The sequence below is a fragment of the Malikia spinosa genome, assembly GCF_002980625.1.
GTDB lineage: Bacteria > Pseudomonadota > Gammaproteobacteria > Burkholderiales > Burkholderiaceae_C > Malikia > Malikia spinosa.
In genome coordinates this window covers 88,079-102,705 of record NZ_PVLR01000012.1, presented here as the reverse complement: position 1 = coordinate 102,705, position 14,627 = coordinate 88,079, and the positions used below count along the sequence as shown (strand labels likewise).

Genomic DNA, 14,627 nt, shown 5'->3' with positions numbered 1-14,627 from the left:
CAGGGTTCAGGCGGTCTTGTTGTAGCCGGGGCGCGGCACCATATCCATCAGCATCGAGCCCATGCCGCCATCGACCGAGAGTTCGGCCGCGTTGACATAGGCCGAGCGCGGACTGGCCAGGAACAGCGCCACATCGGCGATGTCCTGCGGTTCGCCGACGCGGCGGCTGGCAGTCACGGCGGCGCGCTTGGCCTCGAAGCCCGGTTCCTCGTAGAACTTGGCCGACAGCGCGGTGCGGATCATGCCGGGGCAGATCGCGTTGCTGCGCAGGCCCAGCGGGCCCCACTCGACCGCCATCTGGCGCGACAGCAGCAGCACGCCGGCCTTGCTCGCGCTGTAGGCGCCACTGCCGGTCTGCGGAAACAGGCCCGAGATCGACGCGATGTTGACGATGCTGCCCTGCCCGGCCCGGCGCATCGGCGCGGAGAAGGCGCGGGAACACAGCAGGTAGCCGGTCAGGTTGACCGACAGCACCGCATTCCAGTCGTCCAGGCTGACGTCAGTCAGGCTGCCCGAGCGCAGCAGGCCGGCGTTGTTGATCAGCGCATAGGTGGTGCCGAGTTCGGCCTGCACCTGTTGCGCGGCGGCCAGCACGCTGGCCTCGTTCGAGATGTCACAGCCGACCGCCAAGGCCTGCGCCCCCTGGGCGCGCAGCGCGGCGGCACCGCGCTCGGCACCTTCGACATCGCGGTCCAGCAAGGCCACCCGGGCCCCGACGGCCGCCAGGCTGCTGGCCACTGCGGCACCGATGCCACTGGCGGCACCGGTCACCACACAGACCTGGCCCTGCAAGCCCAACCAATCCTGACTACTGCTCATGAAAAACAACTCCTACTTGAATTGCAGTGATTGTTGATTCCAGCGTCCGGCTTCAGTTTGACGATTCCTGCCAAAGACAGGACGATTCGTGCAGCAATGGCGTCTGAAAGCTCTTTGCTGGCGCTTCGGACAGCTGAATTCCGGTTCGAAAAATCCAGATCCGGCACCAACAACAGCTCCGATTGCACCGGCATCAGATCATGAACCGGCCCGTTCCAACGCCGGAAAACGCCTCGATCGAAGATGCATTCGTCCAGCCATGGCACCAGCCCGGCTGCCTGCTAACAGCCCTGGTACAAGGGTCCAAGGGCCAGCCAGCCAAGAGCCCGCCAGCCGGCGCATCGGCTGTCCAGGCCCCGCCATCAGCGGTTGGCGCCGGCCAGTCCAGCACCTTCAAGAGCCGGCTGGGATCGCGAGCCACCAGGGCAGAATGAGCAGGAATCGGCCCGTTTTTGGCATTTATTGCAGAAAAACAGCGGCAAATTTCAGGAAAGCAGCAAAACCAGGCCGCTTCAGCCGCCGGCGTCACGGTCGATTCGGCTGGCCTGCCACATCCTCGGTGCCAATTCTGGAATTGAGTTCCACTTTTGATAATATGATGATATTAACGCTAAAAATCACAACAAAATAGCCATCAGGGTTAACCCTGAAATCCAAGCAAAAAGCACAAATCCGCACGATTCGTCCAACCTAAAAACGAAATTGTCCCAATCACGGATCAGATCCCCTTTGACAATCGGCCAGTCCAACCCGCTGATGCAACGGTGCAGTACGTCATGAATCACGAACTGGCCACTCAACAGGACAGATAAATCGAACACTGCTGTCCGATGCCGCCCGCCAGCGCTCGACCCAAGCCCCACCAACAACCGCCCAGGAGCCATTTCATGAAACGCTTGCTTAACCACTCCCTCCTCGCTCTGGCGACGTTGAGCGCCTGGGGCGCCCAGGCGCAAGAGGTCACGCTCAAGGTGCACCACATCTGGCCCAACACCGCGATCGTGCCGAGCAAGGTGCTCAATCCCTGGTGCGACAAGGTGGCGCTCGAGTCCAAGAACCGCATCAAGTGCCAGCTGATGCCGGCGATGTCGGGCGGCGGCACGGCGGCCCAGTTGGTCGACCGCGTCAAGGACGGCGTCGACGACATGATCCTGACCCTGCCCGGCTACACGCCGGGCCGCTTCCCGTCGACCGAGGTGTTCGAGCTGCCCTTCATGTCCTACAACGCCGAAACTACTTCGCGCGCGATCTGGGACTACACGCAGAAATACGGCATGAAGGAGTTCGTCGGCACCAAGCTGCTGGCGATCTGGACCCACGACGAAGGCTATATCCACAACGCCAAGCATCCGATCAAGACCCTGGCCGACCTCAAGGGACTGAAGCTGCGCGCGCCGACGCGCCAGACCACCAAGCTGCTGACGCTGATGGGCGCCTCGGCCATCGGCATGCCGATCACCGGCGTGGCCGACGCGATCTCCAAGGGCACGCTCGACGGCGCCGTGGTGCCTTGGGAGACGCTGCCGAGCTTCCGCATCACCGAGAACGTCAAGTACCACACCGAGACCCCGCAGTCGCGTCCCGGCCTCTACACCGCCGTGCTGATGTGGGGCATGAACCAGGCCAAGTACGACAGCCTGCCGGCCGACCTCAAGGCGATCATCGACCGCAACAGCGGCGCCGCCCTGTCGGCACAGCTGGGCAAGACCTATGACGAAAGCCAGGCCCCGGCGCGCAAGGTGGCCGAGGAGCGCAAGAACGAGATCTACGTGCTGACTGAAGCCGAGACCGACAACTGGATCAAGGCCTCGGCACCGATCTACGACAGCTGGACCGCCGACGTCGAGAAGAAGGGACTGCCGGGCAAGGCCATGGTGCAAGAAGCCCGCGACCTGGTGCAGAAATACACCAAGAAGTAACTCCGGGCATCGGTGTTGAAGCCGGTGCCGCGCGCACCGGCTTTTTTGCGGCTATCGATCTGAAAGAAGGCAAGCCATGAGGCTGTTACTGAGAAAAATCACCTGGCTGTTCGCCGTCCTGGGCGGCTTCGTCGCGCTGGCGGTGGGCGTGATGACCGTGGCCAGCGTGTCCTTGCGTTTCTTCACGACGCAACCGATCCAGGGCGACGTGGAAATGGTGCAGATGGGCGTGGCAGTGGCCATTTCGCTCTGCATCGCCTGGTGCCAGCTGCGCAGCGCCAACATCATCGTCGACTTCTTCACCCAGAACGCCAGCGCCCGCACCACCCGCTGGCTCGACGGCCTGGGCTGCGTGCTGATCGCCGTCATGTACGGCCTGCTGGCCTGGCGCACCACGGTCGGCGCCTTCGCCGTGCACGAGGTCAACGAAACCACCATGACGCTGGAGCTGCCGATGTGGTGGGCCTATGCCTCGCTGGCGCCCGGCCTGATGCTGGCTGCCGTGGTGGCGCTGGTGCAGGCCTGGATGCACTTCACTGGCCAGGATCTGCAGACCCTGCAAGGCGAGCGACAAGGAGAATTCGCATGAGTCCGATGACGATAGGCTTGGTCATGTTCGCCGGCATGCTGGCGCTGATGGTGCTGCGCATACCGATTGCCGCCGCCATGTTCATTCCAGGCGCGCTGGGCTACCTCGCGATGACCAACGAGGTCGCGCTGTTCAACATGCTCAAGGGCAGCGCCGTGGCGCGCCTGACGCTGTACGACCTGAGCGTGATCCCGCTGTTCCTGCTGATGGGTCAGTTCGCAACCCAGGGCGGCCTGAGCCGGGCCCTGTTCCGCGCCGCGGCCGCCTTCGTCGGCCATGTGCGCGGCGGCCTGGCGATGGCGGCCGTGCTGTCGGCCGGCGCCTTCGGTGCCGTCTGCGGCTCCTCGGTCGCGACCTCGGCCACCATCACCCAGGTGGCCTACCCCGAGATGAGGCGTTACGGCTACCAGGGCCGGCTCTCGACGGCGGCGCTGGCGACCGGCGGCACGCTGGGCATCCTGATCCCGCCTTCGGTACCGCTGGTGGTCTACGCCATCCTGACCGAGCAAAGCGTGGGCAAGCTGTTTGCCGCGGCCATGCTGCCGGGTGTGCTGGCCATGCTGGGCTACATCGTCGTGATCGCGCTCTACTGCAAGTTCAAGCCCGAACTGGCTCCGCCGCATGCGCCCGTGCCCTGGGCCGATCGCTGGAAGGCCCTGTTCGGGGTCTGGCCGATCCTGTCGATCTTCCTGGTCGTGTTCGGCGGCATCTACGGCGGCATCTTCTCGCCGACTGAGGGCGCCGCCGTCGGTGCGACGCTGACGCTGTTTGCCGGCCTGGCCAGCCGCGAGCTCAGCCTCAAGGCGATCAGCAACAGCTTCATTGCCTCGGCCGAGACCAGCGCCATGGTGTTCCTGATCTTCCTGGGCGCCGACATGATGAACGCCTCGCTGTCGCTGACCCAGCTGCCGGCACAGCTGGCCGACTGGGTCACCCACCTGGGCATCGCGCCACTCTGGATCGTCGTCAGCGTGCTGGTGTTCTACGTGATCCTGGGCTGCGTGATGGACGAAATGTCGATGCTGCTGCTGACCATCCCGGTGATCTTCCCGGCCATCATGGGCCTGGACCTGTGGGGACTGGCGCCCGAGATGAAGGCGATCTGGTTCGGCATCCTGGTGCTGATGACCGTGGGCATCGGCCTGATCGCGCCGCCGGTCGGGCTCAACGTCTACGTGGTCAACAACCTGGCGGGCGACACCCCGATGAGCGAGACCTACAAGGGCGTGTTCCCCTTCCTGGCCTGGGATGTGCTGCGCGTGATCATGCTGCTGCTGTTCCCGGCGCTGACCTTGGGGCTGGTGGAGCTATTCTTCCAGTAAGTCTCCATGAAAGCATTCGATGGCCTATTCCAGGGTGATTCCGAACTACGACCTCTACGGCGATCAAGCCTCGCCCGAATGGTCGGACTCGTTCAATTTCGAGTGGATTCCACAACGCTCGCAACCCTATAACTGGGTCATCCAGCCGCACCGCCACGACACCTTCCTGCAGCTGCTCTACCTGAACTCGGGCCAGGTCGACTTCCTGCTCGACGACACGCACTGGCAGGCCCAGGCACCCTGCCTGATGGTCGTGCCTTGCGGCCATGTGCATGGCTTTCGCTTCAGCCATGATGTCAACGGTCCGGTGGTCACGGCGTCGCAGAAAACGCTCGAATCGGTGGCGGCGGTGGCGATGCCCGAGCTGCTGCCGACGATACGCAAGCCACGCCTGATCAGCTGGCAGGACGAAATGCGCTATGTGGACCAGCTCGTGCCGCTGTTCCAGACGCTGGAGCAGGAGTCACGCGCCCATGCCCCGGGCCATGTGGCGGTCAGCACCTCGCTGCTGCTGGCATTGATGGTGCAGGTGCACCGCATCGTCGGCGTGCTGGAAGCCAGCGGCAGCGCCCCGCACCAGCCGATCTCGCGCCAGGCGCGCCAGATCGAGAAATTCCGCTCGCTGGTCGACCGGCATTACCGCCAGCAGAAATCGCTGCAGGCCTATGCCAACCAGCTCGGCATGACGCCGGGACAGCTGTCGCGCCTGTGCCGCGAGGCGCTCGACATGTCGGGGCTCGACGTGATCAACGCCCGGGTGCTGCACGAGGCCCAGCGCGAGCTGGTCTACACCCATATGCCGATCAAGCAGCTGGCGGCCGAACTCGGCTACGGCGACGACGCCTATTTCAGCCGCTTCTTCCGCAAGCACACGGGCTTGAGCCCCAGCGCCTTCCGGGCCCAGGCGCTGGCCCAGCTGCACCGGCAGCACCAGTCGACAGCCGGCTCCGACTGAGGGTTTCCGAGCATGGTCAGGGCCGGACCCGGCTCCTATACTCGCGCGAATGAACGAACCAGTACATTCATTGCCGAGCATGGAGCGGGTTGAACGGGCCACGGGGCGGGAAGCGACCCGCACCAACGACCCCGAGCGGACCCGGAGCAACATCCTGGCGGTCGCCGAGCAGGAGTTCGGCGAGAAGGGGCTGTCTGGCGCGCGCATCGACGAGATCGCCGCCGCGACCCAGACCAGCAAGCGCATGATCTATTACTACTTCGGCAGCAAGGAAGGGCTCTACCTTGCCGTGCTCGAGGAGTCCTACCGCAAGATCCGCCAGGAGGAAACCGACCTGCACCTGGAGGATCTGGCGCCCGAGGCCGCGCTCAAGCGCCTGGTCGGCTTCACCTTCGACCGCCACCTGCGCAACGAGAGCTATGTCCGGATCGTGATGTCGGAAAACATTCACCGTGGCCAGTTCATGCGCCAGAGCCAGTACATCCAGGACCTCAACGTACCGGCGATCGACGCGATCCGCGACCTCTACCAGCGCGGCGTGGCCGCTGGCGTGTTCCGCCCGGGGCTCGACCTGCTCGACATCCACGCCTCGATCTCGGCGCTGTCCTTCTTCAACGTCTCGAACCGGCACACCTTCGGCCTGATCTTCAAGCAAGACACCCAGGAACCCGGCTATCTCGCGCAGCGGCGCGAAAGCGTGATCGACATGGTCTGGCGCTACCTGCGGCAGTGAAGTGCACCGACCCAGGCCAGCCATCCTAGGGTTTTCCCCAGCAGTAAAAAACTAACTGGTTCGTACAATCCGCGGACTCAAGGAGAAATTCCCCATGCTTCAAAAACTGATAGACCAGATCTCGCGGCTGCTGTCGCTGCTGATGGTGGTGTCGCTGGCGCTGATGGTGGTGCTGGTGTTCACCAACGTGGTGCTGCGCTACGCGTTCAACTCCGGGCTGACGGTGTCGGAGGAACTCTCGCGCTGGCTGTTCGTCTGGATGACCTTCCTGGGCGCCTTCGTCGGGCTGCACGACAAGGGCCACCTGGGCACCGACACCCTGATCGCCAAGCTGCCGGTCGCAGGCAAGAAGGCCTGCTTCCTGGTCGCGCATGTGCTGATGCTGTTCTGCGCCTGGCTGATCTTCCGCGGCAGCTGGGATCAGGTCGTCATCAACTACGAGACCACCAGCCCGGTGATGGAAGTCTCGATGGCCTGGTTCTACAGCAGTGGCCTGGTGTTCTCGGTGCTCGCCGGCCTGATCCTGAGCCACGACCTGTTCAAGCTGCTGGCCGGCCGCCTCAGCGAAGGCGAGCTGATCGGCGTGCGCGAGTCCGACGACATGCCGCACGGCGACCCGCACCCCTGAAGCCGCTGGCTGAACCCCTAGGAGAATTCAATGACGATAACCATCTTTCTGGGCGCGCTGATCGGCGCCATGATGCTGGGCGTGCCGATCGCGTTCTCGCTGCTGCTGTCGGGCGCGGCGCTGATGTGGCATCTGGACATGTTCGATGCGCAGATCCTGGCGCAGAACGTGATCGAGGGCAGCAACAGCTTCCCGCTGCTGGCGGTGCCCTTCTTCATGCTGGCGGGCGAGATCATGAACGCCGGCGGCCTGTCCAAGCGGATCGTGAACTTCGCGATGACGCTGGTCGGCCATGTCAAGGGCGGCCTGGGCTATGTCGGCATCATGGCCGCCATCATCATGGCCGCGCTGTCGGGTTCGGCGGTGGCTGACGCGGCGGCGCTGGCGGCACTGCTGCTGCCGATGATGAACCGCGCGGGCTATGACCCGGCGCGCTCGGCCGGCCTGCTGTCGGCTTCGAGCATCATCGCTCCGATCATCCCGCCCTCGATCGGCTTCGTGGTGTTCGGCGTCGCGGCCAACGTCTCGGTCTCCAAGCTGTTCATGGCCGGCATCGCGCCGGGCGTGATGCTGGGCGCCGCCCTCTGGTTCACCTGGTGGCTGCTGGTGCGCAAGGAGAAGATCAAGGCTGCGCCGCGTGCGAGCAAGGCCGAGGTACTGGCCGCCTTCAAGAACGCCACCTTCGCGCTGGTGCTGCCGGTGATCGTGGTGGTGGGCCTGAAGTTCGGCGTCTTCACGCCGACCGAGGCGGCCGTGGTGGCCGCGGTCTACGCGCTGCTGATCTCGACCCTGGTCTACAAGGAGCTCAAGCTCAACCAGCTCTACGGCCTGTTCCTGGCGGCAGCCAAGACCACCTCGGTCATCATGTTCCTGGTGGCAGCGGCAATGGTCTCGGCATGGATGATCACGGTGGCCAACCTGCCGGCTGACCTGGTCGCGCTGCTCGAGCCGCTGCTGGACAACCAGACGCTGCTGATGTTCGCGATCATGGGGGTCGTGATCCTGGTCGGCACCGCGATGGACATGACGCCGACCATCCTGATCCTGACGCCGGTGCTGATGCCGATCGTCAAGGCCGCGGGCATCGACCCGGTCTACTTCGGCGTGCTGTTCATGATCAACAACGCGATCGGCCTGATCACGCCGCCGGTGGGCACGGTGCTGAGCACGGTGGCGGGTGTCGGCAAGATCAGCATGGACCAGGTGACCAAGGGCGTCTGGCCATTCATGATCGCGCAGTTCGCGCTGCTGTTCCTGATGGTGATCTTCCCCGAGCTCGTCATGGTCCCGGCACGCTGGTTCTACGGCTAAACCAGGTTACCAGCGCCTGGCATGCACGGGTACGCCGTGCCAGGCGCAATAATCAAGCGTACGACCATCCATCTGTAGACTGGAGACTCCACATGAAACGCCTGTTCATCAAGACCGTCCTCGCCAGCGTCACCCTGGCCGCTTGCGGCCTGGCCGCTGCGCAAGACAGCAAGACCATCAAGTTCGCGACCCAGAACCCCAAGGGTCACCCGCTGGTGGCCGGCATGGAGAAATTCAAGGAAGTCGTCGAGGCCAAGTCCGGCGGCAAGCTCAAGGTCAACCTGTTCCCGGGCGGCACCCTGGGCAGCGACCAGGCCAACGTCTCGGCACTGCAGGGCGGCACGCTCGAAATGGTCACGATGAACTCCGGCATCCTGGCCAACCAGATCAAGGAATTCGCGATCTGGGACTTCCCCTTCATGTTCGGCAACGAGAAGGAAGCCGACGCCATCATGGACGGCGCCTTCGGCCAGAAGATGCACGCCAAGCTCGACGCCAAGGGCCTGGTCGGCCTGGCCTACTACGAGCTGGGCTTTCGCCAGATCAGCAACGGCAAGCGCCCGATCAACAAGGTCGAAGACCTGGCCGGCCTCAAGCTGCGCGTGATCCCGAACCCGATCAACGTCGACTGGGTCAAGGCCCTGGGCGCCAACCCGACCCCGCTGCCCTTCCCCGAGGTCTACGGTGCGCTCGAGCAAGGCGCGATCGATGCCCAGGAAAACCCGATCTCGGTCATCAACGCCAACAAGTTCTACGAAGTGCAAAAGCACCTGGTGCTGAGCAACCACCAGTACAACCCGCAATCGGTGCTGATCAGCAAGAAGTTCTGGGACAAGCTCGACGCCAACGAGAAGAAGGTCGTGTCCGAAGCCGCCAAGGAATCGGCCAAGCACCAGCGCGACTACAACCGCGGCCAGATGGCTGGCGCGCTGGCCAACCTGAAGAAGGGCGGCATGCAGGTCACCGAGCTGCCGGCAGCCGAACTGGCCAAGCTGCGCGACAAGCTGCGCCCGGTGACCGCCAAGTACGCGGTCAACGTCGGCCAGGAAACCGTGCAGGAACTGCAGGCCGAACTGGCCAAGCTGCGCAAGTAAGGATGGGGGGGACGCCGGGTGGCCGGCGTCCCTTTTTCATTCAGTCCAACAAACTAACCAGTTCGTACATAATGAAGAAGATTCTGATCCTCAACGGCCCCAACCTGAACCTGCTCGGCACGCGCGAACCGGCCCAGTACGGCTACACCACGCTGGCCGATGTCGAAGCCTTCTGCCAGGCCCATGGCGAAAAGATCGGCTACGAGATCGAGTGCTTCCAGAGCAACTGGGAAGGCGCCCTGCTCGACAAGATCCACGAGTACGGCCGCCTCTACAAGGCCGGCGAGGCGCTCGGCATCGTCTTCAACCCAGGCGCCTTCACCCACACCTCGATCGCGCTGCATGATGCGGTCAAGGGCGTCGATCCGCTGCCGGTGATCGAATGCCATATCTCCAACGTGCACGCGCGCGAGGAATTCCGCCACCACAGCTGGGTCTCGCCAGCGGCCGCCGGCATCGTGATCGGCTTCGGCGTCGACGGCTATCTGGTCGCGATCGACGGCCTGGTGCGCAAGTTCGTCAACTCGGCCGCGACCCAGGCCTGAACCAACCCGCACTGATCATGATCAACGGCAACACCGAAATCATCGCCCACATCGGCTATCCGACTTACAGCTTCAAGTCGCCGATGATCTACAACCCCTACTTCGAGCAAGCCGGCATCAACGCGGTGGTGGTGCCGATGGGCTGCCAGGCGCCCGACTACCCGACCTTCCTGCGCTCGGTGTTCCAGCTGACCAATATCCGCGGCGCGCTGATCACGATGCCGCACAAGGTCACGACCGTGGGCCTGCTCGACGAGGTCACAGCCACCGTCAAGGTCGCCGGTGCCTGCAACGCGGTCAAGCGGACCGAGGACGGCCGCCTGATCGGCGACATGTTCGACGGCGCCGGCTTCGTGCGCGGCGTGCAGCGCAAGGGCCTGGACCTGGGCGGCGCGCGCGTGCTGGTGGTCGGCAGCGGCGGCGTCGGCTCGGCCATCGCCGCTTCGCTGGCCGGTGCCGGCATTGCCTCGATCAGCCTGTTCGACGTCAACCAGGCCTCAGCCGAGGCCCTGGGCCAGCGCATCCAGGCCCATTACCCGCAGATCGAGGTCCGCACCGGCTCCAACGACCCGGCCGACCATGACCTGGTCGTCAACGCCACGCCGATGGGCATGAAGGCCGGCGACCCGCTGCCGCTCGACGTCAACCGACTCGCCCCCGAGACCTTCGTTGGCGAAGTCGTGATGGCCTCCGAGGTGACGGCCTTCCTGGCTGCGGCGCGCGCGCGCGGCTGCCGGACCCAGGTCGGCTCCGACATGCTGTTCGAGCAGATCCCGGCCTACCTCGAATACTTCGGCCTGCCGACCACCACGGCCGAGCATCTGCGCTCGGTGGCCCGTCTGTCATACTGACGGCTGACTGACGTTTCTCGCGCCAGCGCTCACCAGCCAGCCCGCCACCGGTGGGCTTTTTTCCGCCATGCTGCACATCCTGTCCATCACCTCGCCCATCTTCCTGCTGATCGCGGTCGGCTACCTGTCCGTCTGGCGCGGCATCTTCAAGCGCGAGGACATGCTGGTGCTGGGCAAGCTGCTGGTCGACTTCCTGCTGCCAGCGCTGGTCTGTCGCGCCATCACCCAGTTCCCGCTGCAGGAGGTGCTCAACCTGCGCTATCTGGCGGCCTATGGCGCCGGCTCGACCGTGGCGCTGCTGGTCGGCGTGCTCTACGGGCGCTGGCGGCGCATGCCCTGGCCGCAGGCCGCGCTGACCGGCATGGGCATGTCGGCCTCCAACACCGTCTTCGTCGGCTTTCCGATCGTCAGCGAGCTGCTGGGCCCGAACGCCGCGATCGCGATGACGCTGGGCGTGCTGGTCGAGAACCTGCTGGTGGTCCCGGTGGTGCTGCTGCTGGCCGGGCGCGATGCCAGCCTGCCCTGGCAGCGCTCGCTGCTGCAGTCGCTGCGCACGCTGTCGCGCAACCCGATCATCTGGGCGATCGTGGCTGGCGTGGCCTGCTCGGCGCTCGAGTTCAAGCTGCCCCATGTGCTCGACCGCAGCCTGCAGATCATCGGCTCGGCCGCCGCGGGCGTCGCGCTGCTGATGATCGGCGGCGTGCTGGTCGGCCAGCGGCTGCAGGACGTCAAGCTCGACCTGCCGGCCGTGGTCGGCGGCAAGCTGCTGCTGCACCCGCTGTGCGTGCTGGGCGCGCTGGCCCTGCTGCCGGCAGTCGCACCCGAGCTGCATCAGGCCGCCATCCTCTACGCCTGCATGCCGCTGCCGGCGCTGTTCTCGGCGCTGGCGCAGCGCCTGGGACACGGCGGCTTTGCCGCCACCTTGCTGGTGGCCTCGACCGTGGCCGCCTTCTTCAGTGTCAACGCCTGGATCTGGGTCGTGATGCACGGGCTGGGCTGAGCCGGTGAACCAGACGGCACGCCGCCCCGGCCTGGGCATCCTGCTGGCCATCCTCGCGACGCTGTGCTTCGCGTTGCTCGACACCGGCTCGCAGTACGCGGGCCGGCTGGCGGTGCCGGTGCTGATGGCGATCTGGCTGCGCTTCGCGATCCAGACCCTGATGACGACGGCGCTGCTGTGGCCCCAGTACCGGGGCCGCCTGTTCCAGACCCAGGCCCCGCGCGCGCAACTGCTGCGCGGGCTGCTGATGATCGGCTCCTTCGGCTTCAGCTTCCTGAGCCTGATATTCATCCCGGTCGGCGAATTCACCGCGATCATGATGCTGATCCCGCTCGCCGTCACGCTGCTGGCCAGCCTGCTGCTGCGCGAGCGCGTCGGCCCGCTGGGCTGGCTGCTGGTGGCTGGCGGCTTCAGCGGCGCGCTGATCGTGATCCGCCCGCATGGCAGCGACTTCCACCTCGGCATGCTGCTGCCGCTGCTGTCGGTGCTGGTCAACGCCCTGCTGCAGGTCTTGACCAGCCGCATGGTCAGGACCGAGGACCCGGGTGTCACGCATTTCTATACCGGCCTGATCGGACTGGCCTGCACCTCGCTGGTGGTGCCGCTGGGCTGGCAATGGCTGTCCGACTGGCGCCAATGGGCCGCGATCGCGCTGATGGGGCTGTTCGGCTCGATCGGCCACTACCTGCTGATCAAGGCCTTCCAGCAGACACCGGCCTCGCGCATCGCACCCTATCTGTACGCGCAGATCGGCTTCGCGACCCTGGCCGGCTGGGCCGCGTTCGGCCATGCGCCCGACGCGCTGGCGCTGCTGGGCATCGCCGTGATCGCGCTCTGCGGCCTGGCCAGCGCCAGGCTGCGGCGCAGCTGAAGCCACCATGAGCAACGCCGGCACAAGGCCGGCGTTGGTCTGTTGGCGCGCAGCGGGCTGGCTCAGCCCGGCGTCTTCAGGCGCATCTGGTTCGGCAGCGGCACCGAGCAGCGCAGCACCTCCTCGGCCAGCCAGAGCGCCGACTTGCGCGCGCGCTCGGCCACGAAGGGCAACGGCATCTGCACATAGTCGTCGTTGAAGACCTCGAAGCTGTAGTCGCCGCGGTAGCCCAGGCGATCGAGCCGCAGCACCAGATCGACCAGCTGCTCGCTGTGCACACCCTCGCCCGGGAAGACGCGGAAGGTGCGCGCGGTCGTCATGCGCTCCTCGAAGGTCTTGGTCTCCTGCCACATGAAGTCGGCCAGCTGGACCAGGAAGATCTTGCTCGGGTCGAGGTAGTCGATCTCGTCGAGCGGGGTCTTGGCAGCGAAGATATGGTACGAGTCGATGCCGACGCCGAGGTTCGGACAGTCGGCGCGCTGGACCACGTCCCAGGCGGTCGTGTATTCGTTGATGGTGCGGCCCCAGGACAGGCCCTCGAACGCGATTCGGATGCCGTGCGGCACCGCCAGCATTGCGAGCTTGCGCAGGTCGCGCGCGATCTGGTCGAGGTCCGAACTCGCGTGCGCCGAGGTCGACGAGCAGGCCAGCAACACCTTGCAGCCGAGCGCGGCGCACATCTCGAGCATCATCTTGGCGATGTCGATCTTGTAGTGGTGCAGGTGACCGGACAGGCCCTCGAAATCGCGCAGGACCTGGAAGCCGGTACCGCGCAGACCGCTGTCATGCACGGCCTGGACCGCAGCCTGCCAGCCGCCGGGGTGGCCGACCAGGTCGTTGGCCTTGAGCATGACCTGGGAAAAACCGGCCTCCTTCATCGCGGCCAGCTTGGCCTCGAGCGGACCGGCCAGCGTGATGGTGTCCATGCCGAAGCCGGAAATAGCCTGAGCTGTGCTGCGCTCGGATTTCATGGTTTCAGGCCCTCTCGTCATGCACGAGCTCGAACACCACCGAGCCGAGGTAGGTCTTGCTGATCGCGCCGCGCGCGCCGCTGTGCGCTGCTGGCGTCTCGACGAACTCGACCCCGAGCGCGCGCAGTGCCTGCACCGCAGCCGGCACGTCGGGCACGCCCAGACCGATGCGCTGCAGCCGCTCGTCGGCGTCGAGCACGTTGACGTCAGGCTCGATCAGCTGGATCATGAAGCGCTTGTCCGGGTCAAGCGCCGGCGTGCGCAACAGCTTGCCCTTGGGCATGATGCCGAAGCGCTGCTCGTCGGGAATCAGCTCGGCACCGATCAGCTCGCGGTAGAACTCGATCCAGTCGTAGCTGCGCTCCGGGCCGATGTACTGCACGATGCCGAAGAAATGGATGCCGGCAGTCGCCGCCGGGCGCTGCTCGACCGACGGGATCGGCACGAAGTCGACGTCGTAGATCGAGAATTCCTTGTAGCGATCGACGAAGTAGATCCGGCTGCCGCCCGCGCCGTGGATGGCGGGAATGTTGAGCTCCATCACCTCGGGGTGGGTGCTGACCTCCCAGGCGCCGCGCTCGAGCACATACTCGTAGGCGGCGCGGGCATCGCGCACGCGCAGCGCGATCGCCGAGATGCTCGGCGCCTCGCTGCTGCGACTGGCGCCCTGGGCCACCGGCAGGTGCGCGTTGACCACGATGTTGAGCTCGCCCTGGCGGTACAGCAGCACCTCGCGCGAACGGTGGCGCGCGACCGGCTTGAAGCCCATGGTCTCGAGCACCTGGCCGAGCGCCTGCGGCTTGGCCGTGGCGAACTCGATGAACTCGATGCCGTCCAGACCGATCGGGTTGGCAGCGTCGCTGAAAGAGGCTTGCAGCGGCTCGCGCTCGCTGGCCGACTTGAGCAGAAGGTCACTCATGAGATATCTCCAGATTCAGCCTGCACTGTAAGCGAGTCCGGGCATTTTTTTTCATCTTGGCCCGCTCGACACGAGCGACAATCGAACGATCAGCATCGAC

General features: G+C 65.2%; 16 protein-coding genes. 12 read left to right on the top strand and 4 right to left on the bottom strand.

The annotated features are described in order from the left end of the window. Positions 1–6: 6 nt before the first annotated feature. Positions 7–819: an SDR family NAD(P)-dependent oxidoreductase gene (locus tag C6P61_RS04860; protein ID WP_105728908.1), complete on the bottom strand. Its 813-nt coding sequence runs from the start codon at positions 817–819 to the stop codon at positions 7–9. After that, positions 816–1,085 carry a hypothetical protein gene (locus C6P61_RS17585; RefSeq protein WP_146114965.1) on the bottom strand — a complete coding sequence of 90 codons (270 nt, stop codon included), beginning with the start codon at positions 1,083–1,085 and terminating at the stop codon, positions 816–818. The genes C6P61_RS04860 and C6P61_RS17585 overlap by 4 nt, the downstream gene beginning before the upstream one ends. Positions 1,086–1,706: 621 nt before the next feature. On the opposite strand from C6P61_RS17585, the gene C6P61_RS04850 reads away from it, so the two are divergent. The 12 genes from C6P61_RS04850 (at position 1,707) to C6P61_RS04795 (ending at position 12,637) form a co-directional block, all read left to right on the top strand. Further along, complete coding sequence (locus tag C6P61_RS04850) at positions 1,707–2,738, top strand: TRAP transporter substrate-binding protein (protein ID WP_105728800.1); 1,032 nt, start codon at positions 1,707–1,709, stop codon at positions 2,736–2,738. A gap of 76 nt (positions 2,739–2,814) precedes the next feature. Continuing rightward, positions 2,815–3,327, top strand: a complete 513-nt coding sequence (locus C6P61_RS04845; protein ID WP_105728799.1) for a TRAP transporter small permease — start codon at positions 2,815–2,817, stop codon at positions 3,325–3,327. Further along, on the top strand, positions 3,324–4,649 hold the full coding sequence (locus C6P61_RS04840; RefSeq protein WP_105728798.1) for a TRAP transporter large permease: 1,326 nt from the start codon (positions 3,324–3,326) through the stop codon (positions 4,647–4,649). The genes C6P61_RS04845 and C6P61_RS04840 overlap by 4 nt, the downstream gene beginning before the upstream one ends. A 19-nt stretch (positions 4,650–4,668) precedes the next feature. Further along, entirely contained in the window at positions 4,669–5,604 is a 936-nt protein-coding gene (locus tag C6P61_RS04835; RefSeq protein ID WP_105728797.1) for a helix-turn-helix domain-containing protein, read from the top strand. Positions 5,605–5,653: 49 nt separating this feature from the next. Beyond that, positions 5,654–6,337 (top strand): TetR/AcrR family transcriptional regulator, encoded by a 684-nt coding sequence (locus C6P61_RS04830; protein ID WP_211296923.1) that lies wholly within the window; start codon positions 5,654–5,656, stop codon positions 6,335–6,337. A gap of 94 nt (positions 6,338–6,431) precedes the next feature. Continuing rightward, the gene (locus tag C6P61_RS04825; protein WP_105728795.1) at positions 6,432–6,965 is read left to right on the top strand and encodes a TRAP transporter small permease; all 534 of its coding nucleotides are present in this window, start codon (positions 6,432–6,434) and stop codon (positions 6,963–6,965) included. A gap of 30 nt (positions 6,966–6,995) precedes the next feature. Then, entirely contained in the window at positions 6,996–8,276 is a 1,281-nt protein-coding gene (locus C6P61_RS04820) for a TRAP transporter large permease subunit (RefSeq protein WP_105728794.1), read from the top strand. A 92-nt stretch (positions 8,277–8,368) separates the two neighbouring features. After that, the gene (locus tag C6P61_RS04815) at positions 8,369–9,370 is read left to right on the top strand and encodes a TRAP transporter substrate-binding protein (protein WP_105728793.1); all 1,002 of its coding nucleotides are present in this window, start codon (positions 8,369–8,371) and stop codon (positions 9,368–9,370) included. Between the two features lie 71 nt (positions 9,371–9,441). After that, positions 9,442–9,915, top strand: coding sequence for a type II 3-dehydroquinate dehydratase (aroQ, locus tag C6P61_RS04810; RefSeq protein WP_105728792.1), 474 nt, complete (start codon positions 9,442–9,444; stop codon positions 9,913–9,915). Positions 9,916–9,932: 17 nt separating this feature from the next. Further along, complete coding sequence (locus C6P61_RS04805) at positions 9,933–10,766, top strand: shikimate dehydrogenase family protein (protein ID WP_105728791.1); 834 nt, start codon at positions 9,933–9,935, stop codon at positions 10,764–10,766. Positions 10,767–10,833: 67 nt separating this feature from the next. After that, a complete protein-coding gene (locus C6P61_RS04800; RefSeq protein WP_105728790.1) occupies positions 10,834–11,766 on the top strand; it encodes an AEC family transporter in 933 nt (310 codons plus the stop codon). A gap of 4 nt (positions 11,767–11,770) precedes the next feature. Then, a complete protein-coding gene (locus C6P61_RS04795; protein ID WP_244908773.1) occupies positions 11,771–12,637 on the top strand; it encodes a DMT family transporter in 867 nt (288 codons plus the stop codon). Between the two features lie 62 nt (positions 12,638–12,699). On the opposite strand, the gene C6P61_RS04790 is transcribed toward C6P61_RS04795, so the two are convergent. Then, positions 12,700–13,608: a sugar phosphate isomerase/epimerase family protein gene (locus tag C6P61_RS04790; protein WP_105728789.1), complete on the bottom strand. Its 909-nt coding sequence runs from the start codon at positions 13,606–13,608 to the stop codon at positions 12,700–12,702. Positions 13,609–13,612: 4 nt separating this feature from the next. After that, a complete protein-coding gene (locus tag C6P61_RS04785) occupies positions 13,613–14,527 on the bottom strand; it encodes a 4-hydroxyphenylpyruvate dioxygenase (RefSeq protein WP_105728788.1) in 915 nt (304 codons plus the stop codon). Between the last annotated feature and the right edge of the window lie 100 nt (positions 14,528–14,627).